Below are 26,483 nucleotides of genomic sequence, written 5' to 3'. Positions count from 1 at the left end.
TTCAACACTACGATTAATGGATGTTTCGAATTTATAGCATTTCCAGCAAAAGTGGGAACCGGTTTTGCGTCGGATAATGCGTAAAACAAATAGTTACAGCGGCTCCAAGGATTCAGTCTTAACTGGAACCGCTGTAACGTCTGACGCAGTGTTTCAACCGACGATATCAAACGCTAAATTCAAACCACTCATTACATCATTAAAGTTCAGCGAGAGCGAAACGTGATATTGCAGTTCTTCTGGGCTGCAGCGACCTCCAATGCCTGCATTTCACCTTTCAGGCGGGCAACATCGGCAGCTTTTGCGCCGTTACCTTCATTGAAGAAAAGTACGGGCCAGAACAGGACGAGACCAACCCCTGTTTTTACTGCGTCTCCGGTCGCCGCTGAATCTTGGCGCCCTGAAGCCGCGGCTGCACCATACGAAACACGCACGGCCTCTTCTTTCAGAGCGGCACATGAAAGCGAGCTGTAAGCCGAAGAAGATACATAACTCGCCGAAATATTACTGGAGCGCGATGCACAACCTGCAATAACAGATAAAAATACTACTAACATTAGAATATTCTTCATAAACATACCCAATAAATAAAATAATTCACTGGGCCTTATATTTATAAATATGAATATATGATGACAATCCCAAACTATAAATAAACATAAAGGCACATATAATAGATACGTAAATTAAAGGCGACGCATAGCGCCGCCTTTAATAGAATAAATTGCCCGTATTATTTTCCGATTACGCGATTGGCTGCCGAAACAATTGCTTCGAGCGAGGCGCTCACGATGTTGTCGTTGATACCGGCGCCGAACAATTTGCCGTCCGGGTATGCAACTTCAACATAGGAAATAGCAGCCGCGTCCGAACCTTGCTTTAGCGAATGCTCGGAGTAATCGATAACCGACATCTTGACGCCCAGATATTTCGACAGCGCATCGATGAAGCCATCAATCGGGCCTGTACCCTTGCCTTCGATATTCTTGGTCACGCCGTTATCGGTGATTTCAGCGGTCAGAATACGACGACCCTTCTGTTCAGGATCTGGATAGGTGTGGTGATCCACGAACTTGATGCGGCCTTCTGCCTGTTCGACATAGAGCTTCTGGAACTCTTCATGAATGCGCTTTGATGGCAGTTCCTTGCCTTCATCATCCGTGATGTTCTGGATGATTTCGCGGAACTCGACCTGCAGATTGCGCGGCAGGTTCAAACCGTAATCAGCCTGCAGAATATAGGCGATACCGCCCTTACCAGACTGCGAATTAATGCGGATGATCGCTTCATAGGAACGGCCAACATCCTGTGGATCGATTGGCAGATAAGGCACTTCCCAGACCGGCGAATTGGCGGTCTTGCGAACCTTCATACCCTTGTTGATCGCATCCTGATGCGAACCCGAGAAAGCCGTATAGACCAGCTCGCCCACATAGGGATGACGCTCGGCAATCTTCAGCTGGTTTGAATATTCGTAGACATCCTTCATGCGATTGATGTCCGTGCAATCCAGCTCTGGATCAATGCCCTGCGTGTACATGTTGAGCGCCAGCGTCACCACATCAACATTGCCAGTGCGTTCGCCATTGCCGAACAGCGTGCCTTCAACGCGATCAGCCCCCGCCATCAGGCCGAGTTCCGTTGCAGCGATGCCCGTTCCACGATCATTGTGCGGGTGCAGCGAAATGATCAGGTTTTCGCGATTGTCGAGATTGCGGCACATCCATTCGATCTGGTCGGCGTAAACATTTGGCGTGTTCATTTCGACAGTGGATGGCAGGTTGAGGATCAGCTTGTGCTCTGCTGTCGGCTTGACGATTTCCGTCACCGCATTGCAGATTTCCAGCGCCACTTCCAGCTCGGTGCCGGTGAAGCTTTCTGGCGAATACTGGAAACGATAACCACCGCCTGCTTTCGCAGCCATATCCATGATCATCTTTGCGGCATCGGTCGCAATCTGCTTGATGCCCTTAACGTCCTTGTTGAAAACAACGCGGCGCTGCAATTCACTGGTCGAATTGTAGAAGTGGATGATTGGCGTCTTAGCACCTTCCAGCGCTTCAAACGTACGCGTAATCAATTCTGGGCGGCACTGCACCAGCACCTGCAGATCAACTTCGTCAGGCGTGTCGCCCTGCTCAATTGCCCAGCGGCAGAAGTCAAAATCGGTCTGCGAAGCCGATGGGAAGCCGATTTCAATTTCAGGGAAACCCATATCGACCAGCAAGCGGAACATACGTTCCTTACGGTCGTGACCCATTGGGTCGATCAGTGCCTGATTACCGTCGCGCAAATCGACCGAACACCAGATTGGTGCCTTTTCGATGCGCTTTGCAGGCCAGGTGCGGTCGTCGAGTTTTGGGTAAGGAAACGGCGAATATTTCACAGCCGCGTCTGGCATACCCTTATGCTTAGCGGCGGAATTCGGCGTGTTTACGTTCTGATTCATGGTCATCTCATCCTCCCGGCGTACTAAGCAGTTCTGTACTGCTGTAACGACACGGATATCTCGTCTTAAAATTCAAATGTGGATTTTGAGAAAGGAGCATGCGTCAGCGGGACTTCAATCGACCGCCGGACGCTCCTTTCAACGAGCCCGGCGATCGCCGCTAAGGCCGAGGGTAAGAAGCGAGTTTAGAACGCAAACGTTCACGCGCGCGCTGGAAGCGGCTGCGGAATGTTCCATAGATGTTGCGTTCTTCATAACCATGGCAACGCTTTTACACTCGAGGTTCAAAACGCGCAAGCCGCTATTTGTTTCATGCGCACCCCGAAAAGTGCGTAGCGGTTTTCGGATAGGATGCGCATCAAATATAAAGATTAGAGCGCCGATCTGATAAAATCAGATCGAAACGCGCTCTAGGCGAAAGGCACAGAACTCGTGCCAATCGGCAGTTTTGCCTCATCTTCCGGCTCAACATGGATCACAACGCGCGCGCTCTCGATCTGCGTCTTCAGTGCGTCTTCGATTCGGTCGCATATGACATGCGCGTCGCCCACGCTCATTTCGGCAGCCACAACCAGATGAAACTCGATGAAAGTTACACGGCCTGCAATGCGGGTCTTGAGATCATGAACCTCAATCGCGCCACCGGCATTGGCCGAAATCACATCGCGAATGCGCATTTCCTCAGAGGGTTCGACACCGATATCCATCAAGCCCTGTACGGATTTATTGATAACACCCCAGCCCTGCCAAAGAATGTTGATCGCAACCAGAATGGCAAGTAGCGGATCGAGGATCGCCCAGCCTGTTATGACAGCTCCAACAAGACCAACCAGAACACCGACCGATGTAAACACGTCAGTCATAATATGCTGACCATCTGCTTCCAGCGCTGGCGAACGCGCACTGCGACCCGTGCGAATAAGCAGCATGGCCCAGAAAGCATTTATCACAGCAGCGCCCGTATTGATCGCAAGACCCAGCCACGGCTCATCAAGCTGACGCGGATTCTCAAGCGCAGACCATGCTTCTTTTGCAATCAAAAGCGCCGCAATCGTAATCAGTACGCCTTCGACAACTGCCGAAATATACTCTGCTTTATGATGGCCAAACGGGTGGTTTTCATCCGCTGGCTTATAGCTGACACTGATCGCCCACCAGGCGCCAAGTGCCGCAATCACATTGACGATGGATTCCAGAGCATCCGAATAGAGTGCCACGGAGCCGGTCACCGCATAGGCCAGATATTTCAGCCCCATTACGCCCAGCGCAACAGGAATCGACCAAGCGGCGAGCCGCCGAACTTTTACACTCGCGTCCATCACAAACCTTCAGATACTTTAATTCTTATCCCGACAGGCGGGCTCAGGCTAACAAGAAGCCTATTGCGCATTCACTCCGGCGTGGCCGGTAAGCAGCATTTCGATAGCCGTTCTATAGCCCATAAAATCCAAATTTCGAAACCCTGTTTTTTTACTTCGCGCATTTAATTTTCTCTTGCGAATGCAATGCATTACTGTTGCAAATGGTTCGCCAGAGCAGCTCTGAAAAACCATGATTTTATAAGGCCATAAACAAAAAACCGGCCGCAGTTTTCACCACGGCCGGCTCATTATTTTGCAACTGAGAAAATCAATTAGAGCGCATCCCGAAAAGTGCGAAGCGGTTTTCGGAACAAGATGCGCGCAAAAAATAGATAGAGCATTTCCAATGACTCAATCAAAACAGGAAATGCTCTAGTAATTGCTGCGACGCGCTTTGTGCTTTGCTGCAAAATGCACCACGACATTTTCGATCATTCGCATCCCCGCATTATGACCAAGCGTCATGATGGATTCGGGGTGGAACTGAACAGCTGCCACAGGCTCTTTTGTATGTTCAAAAGCCATGATGACGCCGTCCTCCGTCTCCGCCGTAACCAGAAAATCATCCGGCAGACGTTCAGGATCAGCAAAGATCGAGTGATAGCGGCCAACCGTTACTTCCTTCGGCAGACCTGAGAAGATGCGTTCAGGTTTTGAAACCCGGATACGCGACGGCTTGCCATGCATCGGAATACGCAGCTGACGCAGCGTGCCGCCATAGGCTTCTGCCAAAGCCTGAAGCCCAAGGCAGACACCGAAGATCGGCAGCTGACGCTTACGCGCCTTATCGATGGTCGCTTTGCAATCAAAGTCCTGCGGTGTACCCGGTCCGGGTGACAGCACAACAAGATCAGGATTAATGCGGTCGAACACTTCTTCGGCGACCGGCGAACGTACCGTCGAAACCGTAGCACCCGTCTGGCGGAAGTAATTGGCGAGCGTGTGCACGAAAGAATCTTCGTGATCGACCAGCAAGATCGAAATCCCCTCGCCCACCTTTGCAGCAACACGTTCTTCAGCAACCTGATTGCTCTTCTGTGCTTCACGCACAGCAGCGATCATCGCGGATGCCTTCAGTTCGGTTTCTGCTTCCTCCTCTTCAGGATTGGAATCAAACAGCAGCGTCGCACCGGCGCGGATCTGTGCCACACCATCCTTGACGCGGATCGTGCGCAGCGTGAGGCCAGTGTTCATGTCGCCGTTGAAGTGCATCATGCCGATGGCACCGCCATACCATGCGCGTGGGCTACGCTCGTTTTCTTCGAGGAAGCGCATAGCCCAAAGTTTTGGTGCACCGGTTACGGTTACAGCCCATGCATGACTGAGAAAGCCGTCAAAGGCATCCATACCATCACGTAGACGGCCTTCGATATGGTCAACAGTGTGGATCAGACGCGAGTACATCTCGATCTGACGACGACCGATCACCCGCACCGAACCTGGCTCACAAACCCGGCTTTTGTCATTGCGATCAACGTCCGAACACATGGTCAGCTCGGACTCGTCTTTCTTGGAATTGAGCAGTTTCAGAATCTGTTCAGAGTCTGAAATTGCATCTTCACCACGCTTGATGGTGCCGGAAATCGGACAGGTCTCAATACGGCGACCATTGACGCGCACGAACATTTCCGGCGAAGCGCCCACCAGATATTCGTTTTCACCCAGATTGATGAAGAACGAATAAGGCGATGGATTGATCGACTTCAGACGGCGGAAGATTTCCGAAGGGGCTGTGTGGCAGCGCTCATAGAAAGTCTGCCCCGGCACGACTTCAAACAGATCGCCGCGCTTGAAGCTTTCCTTCGCGCGTTCGACCAGCTTGGCATATTCGCCCGGATTATGATCGCCACGCGGCAGATCGCACTCTGCGGGCTTGAATGGCTGCACCGGTGTCGCCCGTGCAAGATCATGCGTTGAAGAGCCGCCGCAGACAAATTCGTAGCGATCCACCCATGCGCGCGCCGAATAGTGGTCGGCCACGAAAATTTCGTCCGGGATGAAAAGCACCAGATCACGCTGATCATCCGGGCGCTTCAACTTGTACTGGATTGGATCGAACTGGAATGCCAGGTCGTAGCCAAACGCACCGTAAAGGCCGAGATTTGCATCTTCCTCGGAGAAGAAAAGGCCCACAATCGCGCGCAGCACGGTGAAGACCGAAGGCATACGCGAGCGTTCTTCTTCGGTGAATGTGCCGGTCGGTTCAGCAATCGTCAGCTCGATAAGATCTTCACTGGCCTTATCGACCTTCACTTCGGCAAGCGCCTGAACCGTCTTGAGGATCGGGCGCAGCAGGATCGTTCCGCGCTTGTTCAGCGCTTCAATGCGCATCTGGCGATTGCGGGAGGTAATCACGACTGGCGGATCGACAATTGCCGTGTCCCATCGCGTGTAGCGGCCGGGATATTCGTAGTTGGAAGAAAAGACCGCGCCTCGCCGCTCATTGAGAGCATCGATATAAGTCTCGATAGCTCCTTTATAAGCAGTCAAATGGCGCACACGTTCGACAACAATGCCGCCCGCTGTCTCGTGCGTGAATATCTCGCTATCCGCAATCTTCGCATTCATGACTGGCAATTCCCAAGTGTTATTCGTTATCGAGCACTTCCAAAGCTCAGGCCCCTCAACCAAAGCGCATCGTGCTTCGGCTTTTTATTCTCGCATGTTGCCCAAAACTGGCTTCCGCTCTTGGGCAACATGCGGTGCATTATTCAAACAGCCAAACAAAAAGGCCGCCCGGATAATCCCAGCGGCCTTAACTAAAACGCAAATGCACAAACGCCTGCGTGGCCGCTTTTAGCGAGCCCACCACCAGATTTTTGTGTCAATGCGCGAAATGTTCATGGCGATACTGTTAGCCTTCCCTCGCATCGCTTGCAACTGGAAAATTCAAAGCCTCAATTCACTGATGTAGACTTGTCAGAATTGACCGTATTTCAGCGGTGCAAATTTTTTAGAATGTTTTATCCCGCACAAAAAGAAAATCCGGACTGCTTTAAATAGTCCGGATTCTCCCTAGTCCTTGATAAGGACAAACTGACTAAAGGTTGGAGTACCTTTTCCGGCCCGCCGTGGGTATAACACCTGCCAAAAGTCTTAACTCTATGCGTGCAATATCACTTTAAGTACACATCTTTACTACTATGGATTGCACATTTCCGCAACTGTCAAGTCTATCGTCGTAGCCTTCTACCAAACCGTGTAATGCAGCTGTAATTTAAGTATGTTTCAAAAATTTTGCCTTGCGTGCGAGACGGATTTCGGATTCATTTCGCAAGCAAATCATTTATAAACTAACAATAAAAAGCCGCCATCGCAGGCGGTCGAGTGGGGACACCAATGAAGAATCTTGATGTAATGGACAGGAGTATTCTGCACGCCCTTCAAGAGAACGGGCGACTGACCAATACTGAACTTGCCGATCGTATTAATCTGTCTCAGACCGCCACCGCAGAACGCGTCAAACGCCTCACACGCGAAGGCTATATTCTCGGCTATTCTGCCCATCTGTCGCCAAAGATGCTTGATCGATCGATGCTGGTTTTCATTGAAATCAAGCTTGATCGCACCACGCCAGAGGTCTTTGAAACCTTCTCCGCCTTCACGCGCGGCAATCCCGATATTCTCGAATGTCATATGGTTGCAGGCGGCTTCGATTATCTGATCAAGGCACGCGTCTCCGATATGGATCACTATCGCCGTTTTCTCTCGGAAGCACTTCTATCCCTGCCGGGCGTAAGGGAATCCCACACCTACGCCGTAATGGAAGAGGTCAAGGAAACGTCACACATCGCTGTGTGACGTCGCTATCGTCGGCTATCGACCTGAATTTATTGCCAGCGTGATGACAATATAGATTGGCTTATTGCCGATACAGGCTTGCCAATAATTATTTACGGGTATATACCCGCATTATGTCTAATCCATGTTTCTGCATCCTTCTGCGGCAGGCCGCGAGAAAATCATCCAGCGTTTACGACAGGGCGCTGGCGCCGCTCGGCATCAATGTCGCGCAGTTCAGTCTGCTGCGAAAAATTGCGCGTGCGCAATCCATCTCATTGACCGAGCTTGCCCGGCTTGCCGACCTTGATCGATCAACAATGGGCCGCAATGCGAAGGTGTTGCAGCGTATGGACCTTATCGAACAGACGCCGGGCGAAGATCATCGTGAGACGCACATCGCTTTGACGTCGACAGGCCGCGACCTTGTCGAGCGCGGTGGGCCGCTCTGGGATCAGGCACAAGATGAAATAGAAGCAAAACTTGGCAGCGAAGGCGTGGAACAATTGCTTACCCTTCTCCGCGCCTTTGACTGAAAACAATGACCAAAGCCCATTGAGCCTGTAACTGGCCAACTGGGGTGACCTTCAACTTTGCGGCTGTTCAAAAATCAGCCAGTCTCCGAAAGCGCCGAAGATGATTTCTGCCAGCCTTGCAAGCTTTCTTCAAAAGCGAAACATCCATTATGGATGGGTTGTTGCTGCCATCACGTTTCTGACCATGCTTGCAACCGCTGCAGCCATGGGCTCGGCAGGCATCCTGATCGAGCCATTGCAGAAGGAATTCGGCTGGACCAATGCCAATATTTCCTTCGCCATGGCTCTGCGTCTGGTGCTGTTTGGTTTGATGGGGCCTTTTGCTGCTGCTTTCATGAACCAGTTTGGCCTGCGACGCGTTGTGTCCGCAGCACTCGTCATGATCGCCTGCGGACTGGTCGGCTCGATCTTCATGACTGAAGAATGGCAGATGGTCGGGCTTTGGGGCATCGTAATCGGCCTTGGCACCGGCATGACCGCACTTGTCCTGGGTGCGACCGTTGCTGCTCGCTGGTTTGAAAAGCGCCGGGGTCTCGTGGTTGGCCTCATGACGGCCAGCAATGCAACCGGCCAGCTTGTTTTCATGCCGATCCTCGCCAGTGTGAGCCAGAATATCGGTTGGCGCACGTCGCTAACCATTGTCGTCGGCTTTCTTATAGCAGCACTCGTGCTGGTGCTTGCCCTGATGCGCGATCATCCCGCAGATATCGGGCTGAAGCCTTATGGCCGAACCGCCCCTCTCCCTGCCGCAGAGCCCAAGAAGAGCTTTGCTTCGCTGCTCGCTTCCCCGCTGATTACCTTGCGCGAAGTATCGTCCACATCAACCTTCTGGGTGCTGTTCGTCACCTTCTTCGTCTGCGGCTTTTCCACCAACGGTCTGATCCAGACCCACTGGATCGCATTGTGCGGCGATTTCGGCATCGTACCTGTGGGTGCAGCAGGCATTCTGGCCGTCATCGGTGCTTTCGATCTGATCGGCACCATCGGCGCAGGCTGGCTTTCCGACCGCTTCGACAATCGCTGGCTCCTGTTCTGGTTCTACAGCCTGCGCGGCTTGTCACTGATCTACCTGACCTTTACCGATTTCACGCTCTATGAACTTGCACTCTTTGCCGTCTTCTATGGTCTCGACTGGGTTGCAACCGTACCGCCAACGGTCAAGCTTGCCGCAGAACGTTTCGGTCCAGAAAAGGCTGGCATGGTGTTCGGATGGGTGTTCACCGGCCACCAGGTGGGTGCCGCAGCAGCCGCAGCTTTTGCAGGCTTCGTCCGCACCGATTATGACAGCTATACACCGGCGCTCATTCTGGCAGGGGCGATGTGTTTCGCAGCAGCCGCCATGGTGTTCATCATCAGCAGACCAGCTCCAAGACCCGCTTTGCAGGCATCATAATACTCAACGCTTCCTGCCCTTTCTGTTCAGCGCCAGCACACCCAAGCTGATCAGAAGGGCAGCGGCGGTGTCGGTCCATCCCGGCACCTCACCAAGCAGCAAGAGCCCCAAAACCAGTGTCGCAACCGGTATGAGTGCGGATAAGGCCGCTCCTGCGGCTGTTCCCAACAGCACAACAGCACGATTAAAGGCAAAAACACCGAAAGCCGACGTCAGCACACCCTGATAAAAGCCCTGCAAGGCAATATCACCCCACGAAGTCTGTCCGATGCCTTTGTCGAGCAACAGGATGTAAATCGGCAGAAACACCAGCGCAGAGGCAACCGCTGCAATCGCGGTGGCATGAAGGCCGTCCATGCCTTTCCGGCGAAAGACCATCACGTAGATCGACCAAACCAGCGCGGCTGCAAAAAACGAGAGATGACCCATCATCTCCTGCCCGCCCAGTTGTGACAGGCCTGCGATTAATCCACTGCCGATCAGGATCAGTATCACCCCGACCCAGCGCGACAGCGCCAATCGCTCCTGAAGCAGCAACACGCCAAGGACCGCAACAAGTGCTGTCATCAGGCCGGGGATAAGCGCTGCCGCGTGCGATGCAGGCGCGAATTGCAGCCCATAAACCGTCAGAAGCGCATAGGGAAATCCGGCACCAGATGCGAGTAGCACGAAGCCAAGCAGCCCCAATTGCCGGAAGCCAAACCCTTTGGCGAATACAACCGGCAGCAGAACCAGCCCGGCCACCCCAAATCGCAATGCGATGATGTCGGAAGGCATAAGCGCCGTCTTGAATCCAAAGCGGGTCAAAACGAATGAACCAGACCAGACGAGAACGCCTGAGAGGCCCCAAACAAGGCCTTTCACTGTATCGGAGGTTGAAACGGGAATGGTCGTATCGGTGGTCGCCGTCATATCTGCTGTGCTCTGCTTCGTGAATAGTCAGGCGACTATTACAGAAACCATGAATGCATACGGCACGGATAAATCAGATATGAGATATTAGAAATTCTTATGCCGCTTTGACATTTGCCTGTTTGGCAATCGCGCAGAAACTGTCGATCAAATGCCTGACCGGACTATCTGAACGATACACGACATAAACCGTCCTGAAAGTCGGTGGATCCAGCTTGATCGCCCTGAGATCGTGCAGATTGGACCCCGGAAGGCTGATTTCCGATAGCAGCGTCAAGCCGACCCCATGGCGTACCATTTCAAGCACGGTCGCAACGTCCCGCGTTCTGACCTGCTCGCTGCGTGCGCCGCCATCTGCATGAATGATGCGGTCGATAATCAGCTCACAGCCAGCAGCCGCGATAAGCTGTCGATCACGCAAATCACCGGGAGAGATGAGATCGCGGCGCATGAACGGATCGTCACGACGCCCCACGACGACCAGCTCTTCCTGCCCAACTTCGTCTGCTTCAAGGCCAGAAGCCGGCAATGAGGTAATGCCCAGATCGGCAATACCTTCGCTGACCCAAAGGCTCACATCGTCATGGCCACCTTCAAAGGTGCTGAACTCAACACGCGGATGAAGCCGCAAAAAGCTTTTGCGCAGCTCCGGCACCACATATTCGAGCTGGCTGGGAATAGCCGCCACACGCAACCTGTCGGGCGCATTCGTGACCATCTTGCGTGCCTGCTCTTCGATCCGATCAACCGCCGATAAAGCGCTGCGTGCATCATCGAGAATGGTCTGTGCGAAAGCAGTCAGCATCGCACCGTCGCGTTTGCGCGCAAGCAGATCCAGCCCGAGGATTTTCTCCAATGTCGCCAGCGCCTGACTGGCACCTGACTGGGTGAGGCCAAGCTTGCGCGCTGCAGCACCGACACTGCCGGTTTCGGCTACCGCTTCAAGCAAACGCAGCTGCACGAGACTGATCTTCATCGCTTAGTTTCCCAGTGCTGCGTCGCCCCAATCGGCACGACGCGCCCAACGGAAAAATTCGCCATCCCGCTTGGTGACAAGACGCTCTTCGGCGCTGCCATCATCGTTGCACAGCTTCAGTGAAACCTTGCCCCCGCCAACGCGCGTAGGCGCGATCACGCGCGCCATTGCACTCATCGACGGATCACGCGTTGCAGCCAGATAGATGAACTTCTCGTCTTCCCACGGCACTTCAGCATCCTTCGTCAGACGATGGATACGGGAACGGGCAACACGACGCGAAAAATGGCACCAGTCAGGTGCAATCAACGGACAGTCGTGCTGATGCGTGCATGGCGCTGCGATATGCGCACCTTGCGCAATCAGTGCTGACCTGGCATCAAGAATGCGTTGCCAACCGGCAGGTGTTCCCGGCTCCACAATCACAAATAGATGGCGAGCCGAGGCCCAAAGCCGCTCGACAAGTTCCTTGCGATCAAGGGGAGCGAGTTCGTCCAGAACATAGGCAATCGTCACGAGATCGGCTTGCGGAAAATCGATCTTTTCCTTGACCAGATCGCCTGCACGCCACTCGGTTTGAAGCCCAACATTTTCTGCAAGCTTGCTTCCCACGGCCCGGATTGCCGGGCTTGCTTCGATCATCGTGGCTGATTGCAAGTCAGACCAGCATCCGCGTGCCGCCCAGAGTGCGGTCCCCGGTCCACAGCCAACATCAAGCATGGTGGCAGGGGTAAAATCCGGGCACATTTCAGCAACACTCTCAAGGCTTGCGCGCACAGCCGCATAGGTCGCAGGCAGTCGCGCAGCCAGATAGGCTTTTGCGGCGAGTTCATCCGAAATATGCAGACGACCATCGCGCGTTTCCGCGCGATAGCGCCGCGAAAGAACCTCAGACGCACGCTTGAGGTCAGCCAGAGCCACCCCTTCAAGCGACGCGTCCACAGCCTGACGCAATAGTGATGGCAGTTCCATTAGAAATTAGCGCTCCAGAACCTGCTTCACGTCCACCAGATTGGAGCGAACGCGCAGGATGTAAAAGCCCATGGTCGTCAGATGTGACGGCGTAAACCAAGCATCCGGGCTACCATTGGAAACGATGAATGGCTGCATATCGAGCGCCGAGCGCAGCTGCCGCTCCATTTCGTCCCAAACGCCATCAAGATGCTTTTCCGCCAATACATTACGGAAATCCGAATGCGACGCACGCAGCAGGCCGTAATAGGCATAGAGCTGGCCATAGGCGAACCAGAAGCGATCATCGGCACGCGTATCGAACCAGCCGGCATGATAGTTTTCGGCACGATCCTTGAGGATTGCAGAGGTCGAACCCAGATCGCTTGCAATACGATCAACAAACTGGATCAGATTATCGGCGCGTGCATCAAAGGTTGCCTGACAGTTTTCAAGACGGGTGTTGAACGAGCGCAGATCCTTGATCGCCGAACGATAATAGCTCGGCGTCGGTGTCTTTGGACCAAACGGGCTCAGGCCAAAATACCAGGCGTCTTCTGCAAACTGCAGATTGCCGCGTGCTTTCTGCAGGTCGCCATCAATTTGCGAAGTGCCGCGCAGACGGCCGATATTGTCCACCAGTTCGATTGCCGTGCGGCGCACAGCTGCATTGATACCGCGCTGGAACGACGCCTTGTTGTCGAGGAAAGGTGTGCGATCCCAGTCAACGCCGAAGAAGCCAACCTTGTAGAGCAGCATGGAAGAAATCCACGCGTTCTGGTTCACATTGAAATCGGTAAGATCAGCGGCGACTTCAGCAATCGCGGAAGGAGAACACTTGCGCGCTGTCGACGGAATTTGCGCTGCCTGCATGGGCGGTGTCTGCGTTGACGTGTCACCATCACCCGTTGCAGGCGTGGTGTCTGTCCCGCTCGCACTGTTTTCGGAAGGCGTTGGGGTTGCAGGCTCCGGCGTTCCAGACTCTGGTGTTGAGGTCAGGGGCTGAGGTGTCGTCTGCACCACTTCACCAGGCGTCACAGCATTCTGGTAGCTATACTTGGCGGGATAATCAGGATTGAAGTTGGTCCAGACCTGCGTTTGCCAGATAAAATAGACATAAAGGCCGCCAAGTCCGATCACGATCACCGCAATCGCAACTTTCCACAAATTTCCCAACTTGAGAAAAAGTCCCCACAGACCGCCGAGTGGCACTGCAATCACGCGGGCCAATGCCGCGATAAAACGACCAAGGAAGGAGAAAACGCCCCGAACTGCATTCCACACTGTAACGAATCCTTCCTGTTACCTGCAATTGCAGGCTCTCCGACACTTTTACCCATCCGGATCACAGACCCGGAAAATTGCCGATTACCAAGCAGCATATGCTGATAAGTTTCACACTTCTCAAATAGAGTGCGTCAGGCTTTTCGACAACCATCAACCAGACAGGTTCGGACTTTATTGGGTGTTTTCAAGCCTTCATGGGTTGAAACAAGACGGGCTGTGCGTAACATGGCGCCACTTCGCACTGCTTCGGCTTTTAACGCTTTATCTGCAGAACCTTTTGTCTGACGGTCCAGAAAAACGAGTACAACACACCCCAAAGTCGCAATCAGAAATATTTTCGCCGCAATGGTACTTGATCGGCGAAATCTTTGGTGTTTGCTAAAAGCCGGAACCGGAAAAACAATCAACCGTTAAAGCGGCCCGGTTAATGGAGAGAAAAATGAAGTCCACTTCGACGCCTACGCTCAAATATGCCTTGAGTATGTTAGCCATCACGACAGCGATCTTTGCGCTGCCCGCAACCGCCTCGGCTGCGGAGCCTGCAAGCTGCTCGACTGTCCGCTTTTCCGATGTGGGCTGGACCGACATCACCTCCACCACGGCAGTAGCCACCGAGATCCTCAAGGGTCTTGGCTACAAGACCGACATCAAGGTTCTTTCCGTGCCAGTGACCTATGCGTCGCTCAGCAAGAAGGACATTGACGTTTTCCTCGGCTATTGGAACCCATCGATGAGCGCTGATCTCAAGCCTTATCTGGATGACAAGAGCGTCGAAACCCTCCGCACCAACCTGACGGGCGCAAAATACACCCTCGCCGTGCCGAAATATGCCTATGACGAAGGCCTGAAGGACTTCAAAGACATCGCCACTTTCAAGGACAAGCTCGGCGGCAAGATTTACGGCATTGAACCGGGCAATGACGGCAATCGTCTGATTCTCGACATGATCAGCAAGGATGCGTTCGGCCTCAAGTCGTTCGAACTGGCAGAATCGTCTGAACAGGGAATGCTGGCGCAGGTTGCCCGCAGCATCAAAAGCAAAGACCCGGTCGTCTTCCTCGCCTGGGAACCGCATCCGATGAACAAGCGCTTTGAGATCGCTTATCTGACCGGCGGCGACGACTTCTTCGGTCCTAACCTTGGTGGCGCGAAGGTCGAAACAAATGTCCGTGCTGGCTATACGCAGGAATGCACGAATGTCGGCAAGTTCCTGACCAATCTTGAGTTCCAGCTTGAAATGGAAAACGAGATCATGGGCAAGATTCTCGACGATGGCGAAGATCCGGCAAAGGCCGCAACTGCCTGGCTCAAGGCAAATCCTGCTGTGCTCGACAAGTGGCTTGACGGTGTGACCACCGTTGACGGCAAGGAAGGTCTGCCAGCCGTTAAGTCGGAACTGGGCCTGTAATCCTTAGAAAGTCAGGCCGCGGATTACCGCGGCCTACTCTTTTGTAGGTAAACTATCGAAGCGCATCCCGAAAAGGGTGAAGCGGTTTTCGGACAGGATGCGCGTTAAGATAAACAGCTGGAGCAGCGAGCGATCTGATAAAACAGGCCGCACCACGCTCCACGACTGAAAGAACGCGGCAGGAGACATAATCGTTGAACTGGCTGACGGACTATAAAATTCCGGTCGGACCCACCGCAAAGTCGGTGGTCGATTGGCTCACGGACAATATGGGTGGCTTTTTCGATGGGCTGGCTGCGGTTATGCAGTGGCTTATCGACGGCCTGTTGTATCTGTTACAACTGCCGCATCCGCTCGTCCTGATCGCCATTTTTGCAGTGATCGCCTGGTTTATCCAGCGCCGCATCTCGGTGGTGATCCTCACCATCGTGGGTTTTCTGTTCATCATCAATCAGGGCTATTGGGATGGCACACTCAAGACACTGACGCTGGTTCTGTCGGCCTGTTTCCTCTGTATGGCAATTGGCGTCCCGCTCGGCATCGCCGCAGCGCACCGCCCCACCCTTTATGCAGTCCTGCGACCGATTCTCGATCTGATGCAGACGTTGCCAACCTTCGTCTATCTGATCCCGGCCATCGTCTTCTTCGGCATCGGCATGGTGCCCGGCCTGCTGGCAACCGCGATCTTTGTGCTGCCCGCGCCGGTACGACTGACCCATCTCGGTATTTCATCGACACCTTCGTCATTGATCGAAGCCGGTGAAGCTTTCGGCGCATCCCGTACACAGCTTCTCTGGAAAATCGAGCTGCCTTACGCCATGCCGCAAATTCTGGCTGGCCTGACACAGACAATCATGCTGTCGCTTTCCATGGTGGTGATTGCGGCGCTTGTCGGTGCTGACGGCCTCGGTGTGCCGGTCGTTCGAGCCCTGAACTCGGTCAATACCGCACTGGGCTTTGAATCGGGCTTTGTCATTGTCGTGGTCGCTATCGTGCTCGACCGCATCTTCCGCGCCGGACGCGAGAAATAGGAGCCGATCATGACAATCATTGCACTGGAAGATGTCAGCATCATTTTCGGTAAGAATGTCGATAACGCGCTGGAACTCGCGGACCGGGGCGCTTCACGTTCGGAGATTCAGGCTGAAACCGATCTCGTTCTGGGCGTGCATGACTGCGCGCTCAACATTCAGGAAGGCGAGATTCTCGTCCTGATGGGGCTCTCGGGTTCTGGAAAATCAACACTCCTGCGTGCCATCAACCGGCTCAACCCGATTTCACGCGGCCGCGTACTGGTGCGTGATGGTGAGCGAACTATCGATGTCGGCAAAGCAGATCGGGGAACGCTTCGCCATCTGCGCACGGAACTCGTTTCAATGGTGTTTCAGCAGTTTGGTCTGCTGCCATGGCGCACGGTTGAAGAGAACGTCGCGTTTGGACTGGAAATCTCCGGTATGCGCAAGGACGAGCGGCTGGCACAAGCGCGCAAGCAGCTTGAACTGGTGGGCTTGCAGGACTGGGCCAAGCGCAAGGTGGGCGAACTTTCCGGCGGTATGCAGCAGCGCGTTGGTCTGGCGCGTGCCTTTGCAACCGGGGCACCGATTCTGCTCATGGATGAGCCGTTTTCCGCGCTCGATCCGTTGATCCGCACGCGTTTGCAGGATGAACTGCTGGCTTTCCAGTCACGGCTCAAGAAGACAATCGTTTTCGTGAGCCACGATCTCGACGAAGCTATGAAAATCGGCAATCGTATCGCCATCATGGAAGGCGGTCGCATCGTTCAATGTGGTACGCCGCAGGAAATTCTTCTGCAGCCGGCGGATCAATATGTCGCCGATTTCGTAGCGCATATGAACCCGCTCGGCGTTTTGTGTGCAGGCGATATCATGACGCCATTTGACCGCACTGCCGCACCTCGCCCCTTTGCCGCAACCGCTCGACGCGAAACCCTTATTCGCGACCTGATGGGCGCAGTTGCGGATAGCAGCGGTGATGTGGGGATTGTCGAGAATGGCGCCATCATCGGCAAAATTGCCGCCGATGACATTGTGCGCGCCCTTGCCTGGCACCAGCAACGTGGTCAGCATTAGAGCGCATCCCGAAAAGTGCGAAGCGGTTTTTGGAACAAGATGCGCGTAAAAACAAATGGATAGAGTACCGTGCGCCCTTGTGGGCGCACAAAGTCGCTCTACAACAAGGGCTTCAAACAAAAACGCCGCCTCAAAGGGCGGCGTTTTTTATTATCGATTGAAGGCTTTAAGCCTGTGCGGCCTCGCGTGCAGCGGCACGCGCTTCAACACGGGCGCGGATCGCATCCACATCCGCACGCGGCGTGGCTGCAAAAAGCTTCTTCGTATAGTCATGCTGCGGGTTGTTAAACACGTCGTCACGCGAGCCATATTCAACAACTTCACCGAAATACATCACCATCACATCATCAGCGATGTAACGGACAACCGACAGATCGTGGCTGATGAATACGTAGGTCAGGCCAAATTCTTCCTGCAGATCAGCAAGAATATTGAGCACCTGCGCCTGCACGGAAAGATCGAGCGCCGAAACCGGCTCATCAAGAATGAGCAGCTTAGGATTGAGCATCAATGCGCGTGCAATAGCGATACGCTGACGCTGGCCGCCCGAGAACATATGCGGGTAGCGATTGAAATGCTCCTTGCCAAGACCAACCTTGAGCAGCATTTCCATCGACTTTTCACGACGTTCCTTGGCAGACATATTGGTGTTGAGCAGCAGAGGCTCAGCCAGCACATCACCAATCTTCTGGCGCGGATTGAGCGAACCGTAAGGGTTCTGGAAAACGATCTGCACCTTCTGGCGCATTTCGGCTGTCAGACCATCACGGGCAATATTCACATCCTTGCCGCCGATCATCAGATCGCCAGAGGTCTGCGGGTCGATCATGGTCAGGATGCGGGCGAGCGTTGACTTGCCGCAACCTGATTCACCGACGATTGCGAGCGTCTTGCCTTTTTCAAGCTTGAAGCTCACGCCCTTGACGGCATGAACAACCTTGGGCTTGCCAAAAAGACCGCCGCCAACATGGTAGTCGCGCTTGATATCGCGCGCTTCGAGAACGATCTCGCTCATCACGCTTCTCCTGCGGCATTGTTTGCAAAGACGAAATCGGAAACCGTCGGCAGACGGTCGCCGGTCGCATTTTCCGGCAAAGCCGAAAGCAACGCACGCGTATATGGGTGCTTTGGCGCGGAAAACAACGACAACACGTCAGCGTCTTCCATCTTGTGGCCCTTATACTGCACGATCACTCGATCAGCAGTTTCGGCAACCACGCCCATATCATGGGTAATCATGATGAGGCCCATGCCGTGCTCCACCTGAAGACGCATCAGCAGATCGAGGATCTGCTTCTGGATCGTCACGTCAAGCGCGGTTGTCGGCTCGTCGGCAATCAACAGCTTCGGGTTACAGGCAATTGCAATCGCGATCATAACGCGCTGGCACTGACCGCCAGACATCTGATGCGGGAAGCTGGACAGGCGCTCGGCAGCATCACGGATGCCAACGAGTTCCAGCAGCTCAATCGCACGGGCACGGCTTGCAGAACCTTTAAGCCCCATATGGCGCTTAAGCACTTCTTCAAGCTGATAGCCCACCGTGAAACACGGATTGAGGCTTGCAACCGGCTCCTGAAAGATCATCGAAATATCGCGCCCGATAATCTTGCGGCGTTCCTTGTCGGACATCCCTTTCAGGTCTTGTCCGTCAAACGTCATGCTGTCGGCGGTTACGGTTGCAGTCTTGGGCAACAAGCCCATGACAGCAAGCATACCAACGGATTTACCAGAGCCTGACTCACCCACGATGGCAAGAACTTCGCCCTTGTCCACCGAGATATCGATGCCGTCGACCGCCTTGAACGGACCAGTCGAGGTATCAAACGAAACCGTAAGGTTCTTGATTTCAAGCAGAGCCATCGATCAGCTCCTCTTCAGTTTCGGGTCAAGCGCATCGCGCAGACCATCGCCGACCAGATTGATCGCGAGAACGGTGATCAGGATCGCTAGACCCGGGAAAGTCACAACCCACCATGCACGCATGATGAATTCACGCGCTTCTGCAAGCATTGTGCCCCATTCCGGTGTCGGCGGCTGCGCCCCCATGCCAAGGAAGCCAAGCGCTGCAACGTCGAGAATGGCGTTGGAGAACGACATGGTTGCCTGAACAACCAGAGGTGCAAGGCAGTTTGGCAGAATGGTCTTGAACATCAGACGCAGTTTGCTTGCACCGGCAAGCTTGGCTGCGGTCACATATTCACGTTCTTTTTCGGCCATGACTGCGGCGCGGGTCAGACGTGAGAAGTGCGGAAGCAGAACCAGCGTGATCGCGAGAACGGCGTTGATGAGGCCTGGCCCCAGAATCGCCACCAGAACCAGTGCGAGCAACAGTGACGGAAACGCCAGAATGACGTCCATGATACGCATGAAGATCGTATCGACACCGCCGCCAAAATAGCCGGAGAGAAGGCCGATGGTGATGCCAAGGCACATCGAAATGATGACGATGACAAAGCCGACCAGCAGCGAATACTGAGCGCCATAGATCAAACGCGACAGCATATCGCGACCGACAGCATCCGTGCCAAGCAGGAACTGCGTTGTGCCGCCCTGTTCCCAGAAAGGAGGAGCCAGCATGAAGTCACGGAACTGTTCCGAAGGATTGTGTGGAGCGAGAACCGGCGCAAAGATCGCAACGATAACAAGCGCCAGAAATACGAAAAGACCGATGACAGCGCCGCGATTGACGCTGAAATAGAACCAGAAATCTTTCAAAGCACGGATTTTTCCGACTTCGTTTACGGCTTCCGGCTGAATTGCTGAGTGTGTCATGATACCCTCACTTGTGCCGGATACGCGGATTGATCAGGCCGTAAAGCAGATCGACAACCAGATTCACGATCATGATGATGAAAGCGATAATCAGGAGTCCGCTCTGCACAACCGGATAGTCGCGACGCGAAATGGAATCGAGCATCCATTTGCCAATTCCGGGCCATGAGAAGATCGTCTCAGTCAGGATAGCACCCGCCATAAGCACACCGACCTGAAGGCCGATGGTGGTGATGACCGGGATCATTGCGTTACGCAGCGCATGAAGACCGATAACGCGGCGAACCGGCAGGCCTTTTGCACGAGCAGTACGCACATAATCTTCACCCAGCACTTCCAGCATTGCCGAACGTGTCTGGCGCGCAATCACCGCAAGCGGGATCGTTGCAAGCACGATGGTCGGCAGGATGAGATGCGAAGCCGCAGAAGCGAAAGCGCCCTTCTGACCCGACAGCAGGCTGTCAATCAGCATGAAGCCCGTTACTGGCGGGAAGAAATACAGCAATGAGATACGGCCAGAAACCGGCGTCCACTGCATCATGCCCGAGAAAAAGATGATGAGCAGCAAAGCCCACCAAAAGATCGGCATCGAATAACCAACGAGCGAGATGCCCATCAGACCCTGATCGAACCATGAACCGCGCTTAACAGCTGCGATGACACCTGCAGGAATACCAACCAGGATAGCCACGATAATCGCGCAGATTGAAAGCTCGACAGTTGCAGGGAACAGGGCGAAGAATTCCGTCAGAACCGGCTTTTTCGTGACCAGAGACTGGCCGAAGTCACCATTGAGAAGGTTCCAGACATAGTTGATATATTGCTCCCACAACGGGCGGTCAAAGCCGAGCTGAGCCAGCAGCTGTGCATGGCGCTCAGGACTGACGCCGCGTTCGCCTGCCATCAACAGCACGGGATCGCCCGGTAGAACGCGGACGAATGCGAAAGCAACGATCGTGATGCCAATGAAAGTCGGCACCAGATAGATGAGTTTGTTTAATATAAAACGAAACATACAAAAACTCCGACCGGGTGCGGAGGAAACCTCCACACCCGGCCGCTGGTGTTGTTAGATTTTACTCGGAGATATCGACATCTTCGAAGCGATAATCACCAAGCGGGCTCTGCTTGAAGCCCGTAACCTTGGCCGACATCGGCACGAATACGGTCGAGTGAGCGATGGTGTTCCATGGAGCCTGCTCCTTGAAGATCACCTGAGCTTCTTCATAAAGCTTGACGCGTTCTTCATGGTTGGTCGAGACCTTTGCCTTCTGGATCAGGTCTTCGAACGGCTGGTAGCACCACTGTGCACGGTTGTTCGAACCAACGCCGGCGCAGCCCAGAAGCGTGCCGAGGAAGTTATCCGGATCACCATTGTCACCGGTCCAGCCGAGGATGACGGCACCGTCGCGGTCCTTTTCGCCGGACTTCTTGAGATATTCACCCCATTCCATCGAAACAATTTCAGCGCTTACGCCAACCTTGGCAAGATCGGACTGCATGAGTTCAGCAGTACGACGTGCGTTTGGCATGTAAGGGCGGCTCACAGGCATTGCCCAGAGCTTCATCTTAAGATCCTTGACGCCAGCAGCTTCGAGAGCCTTCTTGGCAGCTTCCGGATCGTACTTGTCGTCCTCGATCTTGTCGTTGTAGCTCCACATTGTCGGTGGAATCGGGTTCTTAGCAACCTGTCCCTGACCCTGGAACACTGCATCAACGATAGCCTGCTTGTTAACAGCCTGGTTGAGTGCCTTACGAACTTCCGGCTTGTCGTATGGAGCGACAGTCGTGTTGTAAGCGAAGTAAGCAATGTTCAGACCAGCCTGTTCGTCAACCTTAAGGTTGGAATCAGCCTGAAGGTCCTTGATGTCTGCTGGAGCAGGATAAGACATCAGGTGGCATTCGCCAGCCTTGAGCTTCTGCGCGCGGACTGCAGGATCGGTCGTGATTGCGAAAACCAGATCGTCGATCTTTGGCTTATCACCCCAATAATCCTTGTTAGCCTTGAAGCGAACAACAGCGTCCTTCTGGTAGGCTACGAACTGGAAAGGACCAGTGCCGACAGGAACCTGATTGAGATCGTCCTTCTTACCGTCAGCTGCGAGCTTGTCGGTATATTCCTTCGAGATGATCGAAGCGAAAGGCATCGAGATATTGGCGAGGAAAGCAGCTTCCGAACGGTTCAGAACGAACTTGACGGTGTTGTCGTCGATCTTCTGAATTTCCTTGATCAGCGAGCCCATTTCCATCGAATCGAAATATTCGTAGGAAATGCCAGCCGTATATTCGTGCCAAGGGTTTTCCTTGTTACCCATACGGTCGAAGGAAAGGATCACGTCGTCGGCGTTGAAATCACGGGTTGGCGTGAAGTAATCGCTCGAATGGAACTTTACGCCCTTACGCAGATGGAACGTATATTCCTTACCGTCTTCCGAAACTTCCCAGCTTTCTGCCAGACCCGGTACGACTTCGGTCGTGCCGTTCTTGAACTCTGCAAGGCGGTTGTAGACCGGATGCGCCGACGCATCAAACGTGTCACCACCTGTGTAAGCTGCCGGATCAAAGCCCTCAGGCGATGCTGGCGAGCAATATACAAAGGTCTTAGCCGATGCAGCACCGCTCATTAGAGCGACAACTGCAGTTGCCGCCAAAAGTTTCTGGTAGAATTTCATTGTAGTGCCCGCCTCCACGGAAAATAATATTGCGCGCACCCTAAGCACGCAATTGGACCTTATCGAAACGCTTGGCTTGCCACAATGCAAGCGCAATTTTTAGAATCGCGTCATATTCTCAACCGATTTTACCCAGTTTTATTAGATTTTTATTCCATGACAGCGTTGGGTTTTAGAAAATTGCGCTAAACGGCATGGAATTATAATAATCTTCGCATCTAAAATATGTGCGACAACAGCCACCTGACATCCCGTCAGAGGTGTACTGTTCGGCACATTATGCATTCGTACTCCAAACATAATTTAGCAAAAGATTGGATATTGCTACAGGCTATCACTCTTCGATAAGCAAAAATTGATCCGCTTCTATACTCCAATATGCGGATGAGCTATTAACTGGATAAATTCACTCACATTTGAGCTGCTTTCCATGCCCGAAGAAAAAAGCCCTATTCGGCCCACCACGCCAGAAGCGATCCAGTTGGCCAAAGCCTTGCTGCGCACGTCCCGTTATGGCGCAATCGCAGTTCTTGATCCCAAGACGGGCAGACCGCTTGCAAGCCGAGTGGCTGTCGCCACGGACATCGACGGAACGCCAATTATTCTCATTTCGGCACTGGCAGCACATACCCCCGGGTTAATCGCCAATCCCGCCTGCTCGCTGCTGCTTGGTGAGGCAGGAAAGGGAGATCCGCTCGCCCATCCGCGCATCACCCTTCACTGTAATGCCAACAAAATTGAACGAAGCTCTAGCGAGTATCCTCGTGTAAGACGGCGTTATCTCAACCATAATCCCAAGGGCGCTTTATATGTCGACCTGGGAGACTTTGCCTTTTTCCGACTGACAATTGAGTCTGCCAGCCTGAATGGCGGCTTCGGCAAGGCATTTAATCTGACCGATAACGACCTCATAAACCCGCCTGAGAGCGTCGGCGCAATCGCGGTTTCCGAACAGGACACGATTGATGATCTCAACAACAAATATGGTAACGAAATCAATCTTCACGCCGCCCGTCACAAAGACGTGGCAAAAAACTGGAAGATAACGAGTTTCGATCCCGACGGCTTCAATATGTCGAGTGGTGACCACATCATCCGCTCTGATTTTTCCGCTCGGGCCGATTCTGGTGAGAACGCAATGAAAATGCTGCAAGGCTTGTTCAAAGCCGAGCGCTGAAACAAAACCCTGCTATTTTTGGGACAAATCGATGATTTTTTGAGCTGGTTAATATAAGCAAGCCCTTTTCAATTTCTCGGTATAGTATTAATTTCGGGGTGTCTGCGGCCAATGAACCACAGGCATTTTTTTAACCGAATGCTGTCTTACGGGGGTATGACTGCAAATGACCAATGAAGATAATTTTTTTGATTTAATAGAAAATGTTGATCAAGCGGCTGATTTTCTTTCAGCTCTTGCTAACAACAAAAGACTACTCATTTTGTGCAAGTTACTTCACAATGAAATGTCTGTTGGTGCTTTAGCAAAAGCAATTGATCTTAGCCAATCCGCGCTATCCCAGCACCTCGCAAAACTACGGGCACTTGACCTCGTATCGACGCGGCGTGACGCGCAAACCATATATTACATGGTATCTTCACCACACATCGAGTTGATGTTGTCTACGCTTTCAAGTCTCTATATGAGTCCTGCACCGCGTCGACGTGAGATTGCTGCGGTCGTTCACCAATAACGCACCTATATGAGGCATAAGTCGTGCGATGAAGGAACAAACCGGATCGCACGACTTTGTCGTAAGCATCTCTGATTCTGCCGATGCTCGTTTATCCCCCTACACGAACATTCGCGAAAAAGATCTTGTCGGCCGCCAGCAGCGTTTCATCGCTGAGGGAAAAGTGGTCGTTAACGTCCTGTTCTCCTCTCATGCACGCTTTCAAACAGAATCCTTGCTCGTTCTGGAAAATCGCCTGAACGGGCTTGAGGAGCAATTAAAACAGCGTCCCGATGGCGTCGCTGTCTATTCTGTGCCTCAATCTGTTATGGATGAAGTTGCGGGATTTCATGTCCATCGCGGCATTCTCGCAGTCGGACGACGCAAAACTCAGCCAACCCTTGAAGAAATGGTCGGCCAGCTACCAGAGAGTGCTCTGGTTGTTGTGCTGTGTGGCATTTCCAATCACGACAATGTCGGCTCGATCTTCCGCAATGCGGCAGCATTTGAAGCAGATTGCGTTCTTATGGATGAGACCTGCTGCGATCCACTTTACCGAAAAGCCATTCGCGTTTCTGTTGGTGCCACGCTGAAAATGCCATATTTCCACGGTGCCTCTATCGAAGAGATCATTGCAGCGCTGCAAGCTGCCAACTTCAACATATTGGCACTAAGCCCTTCTTCTGAAACAAGCATCTTCAAGGCGCCGGACCATAAAAAACAGGCTTTGCTGTTAGGTACGGAAGGCGAAGGTTTGCCCCCTCACCTATTACAGCGATTAGCAACGGCACGCATACCGATGTCCAAAGAGTTCGATAGCCTCAACGTGGCAACGGCGTCGGGCATAGCATTATCCCGCTTCAGTCGTTTCGATTAACAATAACTATTCAAATGAAAAAGCCTCCGAACAATGTCGGAGGCTTTTGATTTTATAGCATTTCCAGCAAAAGTGCGAAGCGGTTTTGCGTCGGATAATGCGTAAAAACAAACAGTTACAGCGGTTCCAACGATTCTTTCTTAACTGGACCGCTGTAAACGCATATGTCGCGCTCTAAGCTGCAGATACCTTTGAGGTATTGGCAACCAGACGACGCAGCATTTCTTCTGCCTGCGGTTCACGTTCGGAGCGACCGATGAAACCGCCGCCAAACACACGCGCAGTGTTCGAATCATCTGAATAGAGAACGCACGCCTGTCCGGGTGCGATACCGCTTTCCCCGTCGACCAGCTCCACCCAGGTCTTGCCATCTGCATGATGCAGAACAGCTGGACGTGGCGGACGTGTGGAGCGAACCTTTGCGAAGACTTCAATACCGCCCTTTGGCAGCGCGTCCAGCGCACCATCGCCGAGCCAGTTAACATCGCGCAGGAAAACCTTATGGGTTTCAAGGGCTTCACGCGGGCCGACAATCACACGCGTATTGGCAGCATCAAGATGCACCACATAAAGCGGTTCACCGGTTGCAACACCAATGCCGCGGCGCTGGCCGACCGTATAATGAACAATGCCATCATGGCGACCGAGCACGCGACCATCAATATGAACGATATCGCCCGGCGTTGCCGCTTCAGGCTTCAGCTTGGAAATGATGTCGGAATATTTGCCCTGCGGAACAAAGCAGATGTCCTGGCTATCCTGTTTCTTGGCGACCGTCAGGCCCATTTCTTCGGCGATTTCGCGAACCTGTGCCTTTGGCAGATGGCCCAGCGGGAAACGCAGATAATCGATCTGGTCCTGCGTGGTCGCAAACAGGAAGTAGCTCTGATCACGGTCCGAATCGACAGGGCGGAACATCGCACGATGGTCGCCATTCTGACTGCTGCGAATATAGTGGCCGGTAGCCAGCGCATCGGCACCAAGCTCACGCGCAGTCTGCAGAAGATCGGCAAACTTTACAGTCTGGTTGCAGGATACGCATGGAATCGGCGTTTCACCGCTCACATAGGAATTTGCAAATGGATCGATCACAGCTTCACGGAAGCGTGCTTCATAATCCAATACATAATGAGGAATGCCGAGGCTTTCTGAAACGCGGCGGGCATCTTCAATGTCCTGGCCAGCGCAGCAAGAACCGGCGCGATGCACTGCCGCACCATGGTCGTAAAGCTGCAGCGTTACGCCAACAACATCATAGCCTTCACGTTTGAGAATGCCTGCCACAACAGAGGAATCGACGCCGCCCGACATGGCGACGACAACGCGCGTGTCTTCCGGCTTTCCCG

Annotated in this window: 23 protein-coding genes; 9 read left to right on the top strand and 14 right to left on the bottom strand. The window is 53.3% G+C overall.

Annotation, left to right across the window (positions count from 1 at the left end):
- Window positions 1-206: 206 nt before the first annotated feature.
- The 4 genes from RT142_RS21435 to RT142_RS21420 all read right to left on the bottom strand — a co-directional run bounded on the left by RT142_RS21435 (window position 207) and on the right by RT142_RS21420 (window position 6,378).
- The gene (locus RT142_RS21435; protein WP_113160211.1) at window positions 207-572 is read right to left on the bottom strand and encodes a hypothetical protein; all 366 of its coding nucleotides are present in this window, start codon (window positions 570-572) and stop codon (window positions 207-209) included.
- Between the two features lie 161 nt (window positions 573-733).
- On the bottom strand, window positions 734-2,449 hold the full coding sequence (gene leuA, locus RT142_RS21430) for a 2-isopropylmalate synthase (RefSeq protein WP_094543200.1): 1,716 nt from the start codon (window positions 2,447-2,449) through the stop codon (window positions 734-736).
- A 410-nt stretch (window positions 2,450-2,859) separates the two neighbouring features.
- Window positions 2,860-3,768 carry a cation diffusion facilitator family transporter gene (locus tag RT142_RS21425; RefSeq protein ID WP_007876074.1) on the bottom strand — a complete coding sequence of 303 codons (909 nt, stop codon included), beginning with the start codon at window positions 3,766-3,768 and terminating at the stop codon, window positions 2,860-2,862.
- A 414-nt stretch (window positions 3,769-4,182) separates the two neighbouring features.
- Window positions 4,183-6,378, bottom strand: a complete 2,196-nt coding sequence (locus RT142_RS21420) for an anthranilate synthase component I (RefSeq protein ID WP_112805582.1) — start codon at window positions 6,376-6,378, stop codon at window positions 4,183-4,185.
- 771 nt (window positions 6,379-7,149) lie between these two features.
- On the opposite strand from RT142_RS21420, the gene RT142_RS21415 reads away from it, so the two are divergent.
- The 3 genes from RT142_RS21415 (at window position 7,150) to RT142_RS21405 (ending at window position 9,519) form a co-directional block, all read left to right on the top strand.
- Entirely contained in the window at window positions 7,150-7,611 is a 462-nt protein-coding gene (locus RT142_RS21415; RefSeq protein WP_007876078.1) for an Lrp/AsnC ligand binding domain-containing protein, read from the top strand.
- 113 nt (window positions 7,612-7,724) lie between these two features.
- Window positions 7,725-8,126, top strand: coding sequence for a MarR family winged helix-turn-helix transcriptional regulator (locus tag RT142_RS21410; RefSeq protein WP_215775583.1), 402 nt, complete (start codon window positions 7,725-7,727; stop codon window positions 8,124-8,126).
- A gap of 100 nt (window positions 8,127-8,226) precedes the next feature.
- Entirely contained in the window at window positions 8,227-9,519 is a 1,293-nt protein-coding gene (locus RT142_RS21405; RefSeq protein ID WP_064320891.1) for an MFS transporter, read from the top strand.
- 3 nt (window positions 9,520-9,522) lie between these two features.
- Here RT142_RS21405 and RT142_RS21400 read toward each other — a convergent pair whose 3' ends face one another.
- The 4 genes from RT142_RS21400 to RT142_RS21385 form a co-directional block, all read right to left on the bottom strand.
- Entirely contained in the window at window positions 9,523-10,431 is a 909-nt protein-coding gene (locus RT142_RS21400; protein ID WP_113485331.1) for a DMT family transporter, read from the bottom strand.
- Window positions 10,432-10,528: 97 nt separating this feature from the next.
- Window positions 10,529-11,407: a LysR family transcriptional regulator gene (locus RT142_RS21395; protein WP_313031346.1), complete on the bottom strand. Its 879-nt coding sequence runs from the start codon at window positions 11,405-11,407 to the stop codon at window positions 10,529-10,531.
- 3 nt (window positions 11,408-11,410) lie between these two features.
- The gene (locus RT142_RS21390; RefSeq protein ID WP_313031343.1) at window positions 11,411-12,379 is read right to left on the bottom strand and encodes a small ribosomal subunit Rsm22 family protein; all 969 of its coding nucleotides are present in this window, start codon (window positions 12,377-12,379) and stop codon (window positions 11,411-11,413) included.
- Between the two features lie 6 nt (window positions 12,380-12,385).
- Entirely contained in the window at window positions 12,386-13,642 is a 1,257-nt protein-coding gene (locus RT142_RS21385; RefSeq protein WP_064320895.1) for a DUF2333 family protein, read from the bottom strand.
- Window positions 13,643-14,084: 442 nt separating this feature from the next.
- Here RT142_RS21385 and RT142_RS21380 point away from each other — a divergent pair, with 442 nt between their 5' ends.
- From RT142_RS21380 to choV, 3 genes are all read left to right on the top strand, one after another.
- Window positions 14,085-15,053: a choline ABC transporter substrate-binding protein gene (locus RT142_RS21380; protein ID WP_064320896.1), complete on the top strand. Its 969-nt coding sequence runs from the start codon at window positions 14,085-14,087 to the stop codon at window positions 15,051-15,053.
- Window positions 15,054-15,247: 194 nt separating this feature from the next.
- Window positions 15,248-16,084, top strand: a complete 837-nt coding sequence (gene choW, locus RT142_RS21375; RefSeq protein WP_313031339.1) for a choline ABC transporter permease subunit — start codon at window positions 15,248-15,250, stop codon at window positions 16,082-16,084.
- Window positions 16,085-16,093: 9 nt separating this feature from the next.
- Complete coding sequence (gene choV, locus RT142_RS21370; protein WP_007876090.1) at window positions 16,094-17,143, top strand: choline ABC transporter ATP-binding protein; 1,050 nt, start codon at window positions 16,094-16,096, stop codon at window positions 17,141-17,143.
- A gap of 166 nt (window positions 17,144-17,309) precedes the next feature.
- Here choV and RT142_RS21365 read toward each other — a convergent pair whose 3' ends face one another.
- From RT142_RS21365 to RT142_RS21345, 5 genes are all read right to left on the bottom strand, one after another.
- A complete protein-coding gene (locus tag RT142_RS21365) occupies window positions 17,310-18,158 on the bottom strand; it encodes a dipeptide ABC transporter ATP-binding protein (protein ID WP_064320898.1) in 849 nt (282 codons plus the stop codon).
- Window positions 18,158-19,006: an ABC transporter ATP-binding protein gene (locus RT142_RS21360; protein ID WP_007876094.1), complete on the bottom strand. Its 849-nt coding sequence runs from the start codon at window positions 19,004-19,006 to the stop codon at window positions 18,158-18,160. The genes RT142_RS21365 and RT142_RS21360 overlap by 1 nt, the downstream gene beginning before the upstream one ends.
- Before the next feature lie 3 nt (window positions 19,007-19,009).
- Window positions 19,010-19,918: an ABC transporter permease subunit gene (locus RT142_RS21355; RefSeq protein ID WP_112805572.1), complete on the bottom strand. Its 909-nt coding sequence runs from the start codon at window positions 19,916-19,918 to the stop codon at window positions 19,010-19,012.
- A 7-nt stretch (window positions 19,919-19,925) separates the two neighbouring features.
- Window positions 19,926-20,933, bottom strand: coding sequence for an ABC transporter permease subunit (locus tag RT142_RS21350; protein ID WP_007876101.1), 1,008 nt, complete (start codon window positions 20,931-20,933; stop codon window positions 19,926-19,928).
- 61 nt (window positions 20,934-20,994) lie between these two features.
- The gene (locus tag RT142_RS21345; protein ID WP_007876103.1) at window positions 20,995-22,590 is read right to left on the bottom strand and encodes an ABC transporter substrate-binding protein; all 1,596 of its coding nucleotides are present in this window, start codon (window positions 22,588-22,590) and stop codon (window positions 20,995-20,997) included.
- Between the two features lie 430 nt (window positions 22,591-23,020).
- Between RT142_RS21345 and RT142_RS21340 the strand changes: the two genes are divergently transcribed.
- The 3 genes from RT142_RS21340 to RT142_RS21330 all read left to right on the top strand — a co-directional run bounded on the left by RT142_RS21340 (window position 23,021) and on the right by RT142_RS21330 (window position 25,137).
- On the top strand, window positions 23,021-23,767 hold the full coding sequence (locus RT142_RS21340; protein ID WP_113485326.1) for a HugZ family protein: 747 nt from the start codon (window positions 23,021-23,023) through the stop codon (window positions 23,765-23,767).
- Window positions 23,768-23,933: 166 nt separating this feature from the next.
- Window positions 23,934-24,281, top strand: a complete 348-nt coding sequence (locus tag RT142_RS21335; protein ID WP_113485325.1) for an ArsR/SmtB family transcription factor — start codon at window positions 23,934-23,936, stop codon at window positions 24,279-24,281.
- A 28-nt stretch (window positions 24,282-24,309) separates the two neighbouring features.
- On the top strand, window positions 24,310-25,137 hold the full coding sequence (locus RT142_RS21330) for a TrmH family RNA methyltransferase (RefSeq protein WP_105518801.1): 828 nt from the start codon (window positions 24,310-24,312) through the stop codon (window positions 25,135-25,137).
- A 174-nt stretch (window positions 25,138-25,311) separates the two neighbouring features.
- Here the strand turns inward: RT142_RS21330 and mnmA are convergent.
- The coding region (gene mnmA / locus RT142_RS21325; RefSeq protein WP_313031332.1) for a tRNA 2-thiouridine(34) synthase MnmA at window positions 25,312-26,483 on the bottom strand (1,172 nt) is incomplete at its 5' end.

The organism is Brucella sp., assembly GCF_032066345.1.
Lineage (GTDB): Bacteria > Pseudomonadota > Alphaproteobacteria > Rhizobiales > Rhizobiaceae > Brucella > Brucella pseudogrignonensis.
The sequence above is the reverse complement of the archived record's forward strand: the minus strand, read 5'-3'. Positions and strand labels throughout refer to the sequence as shown.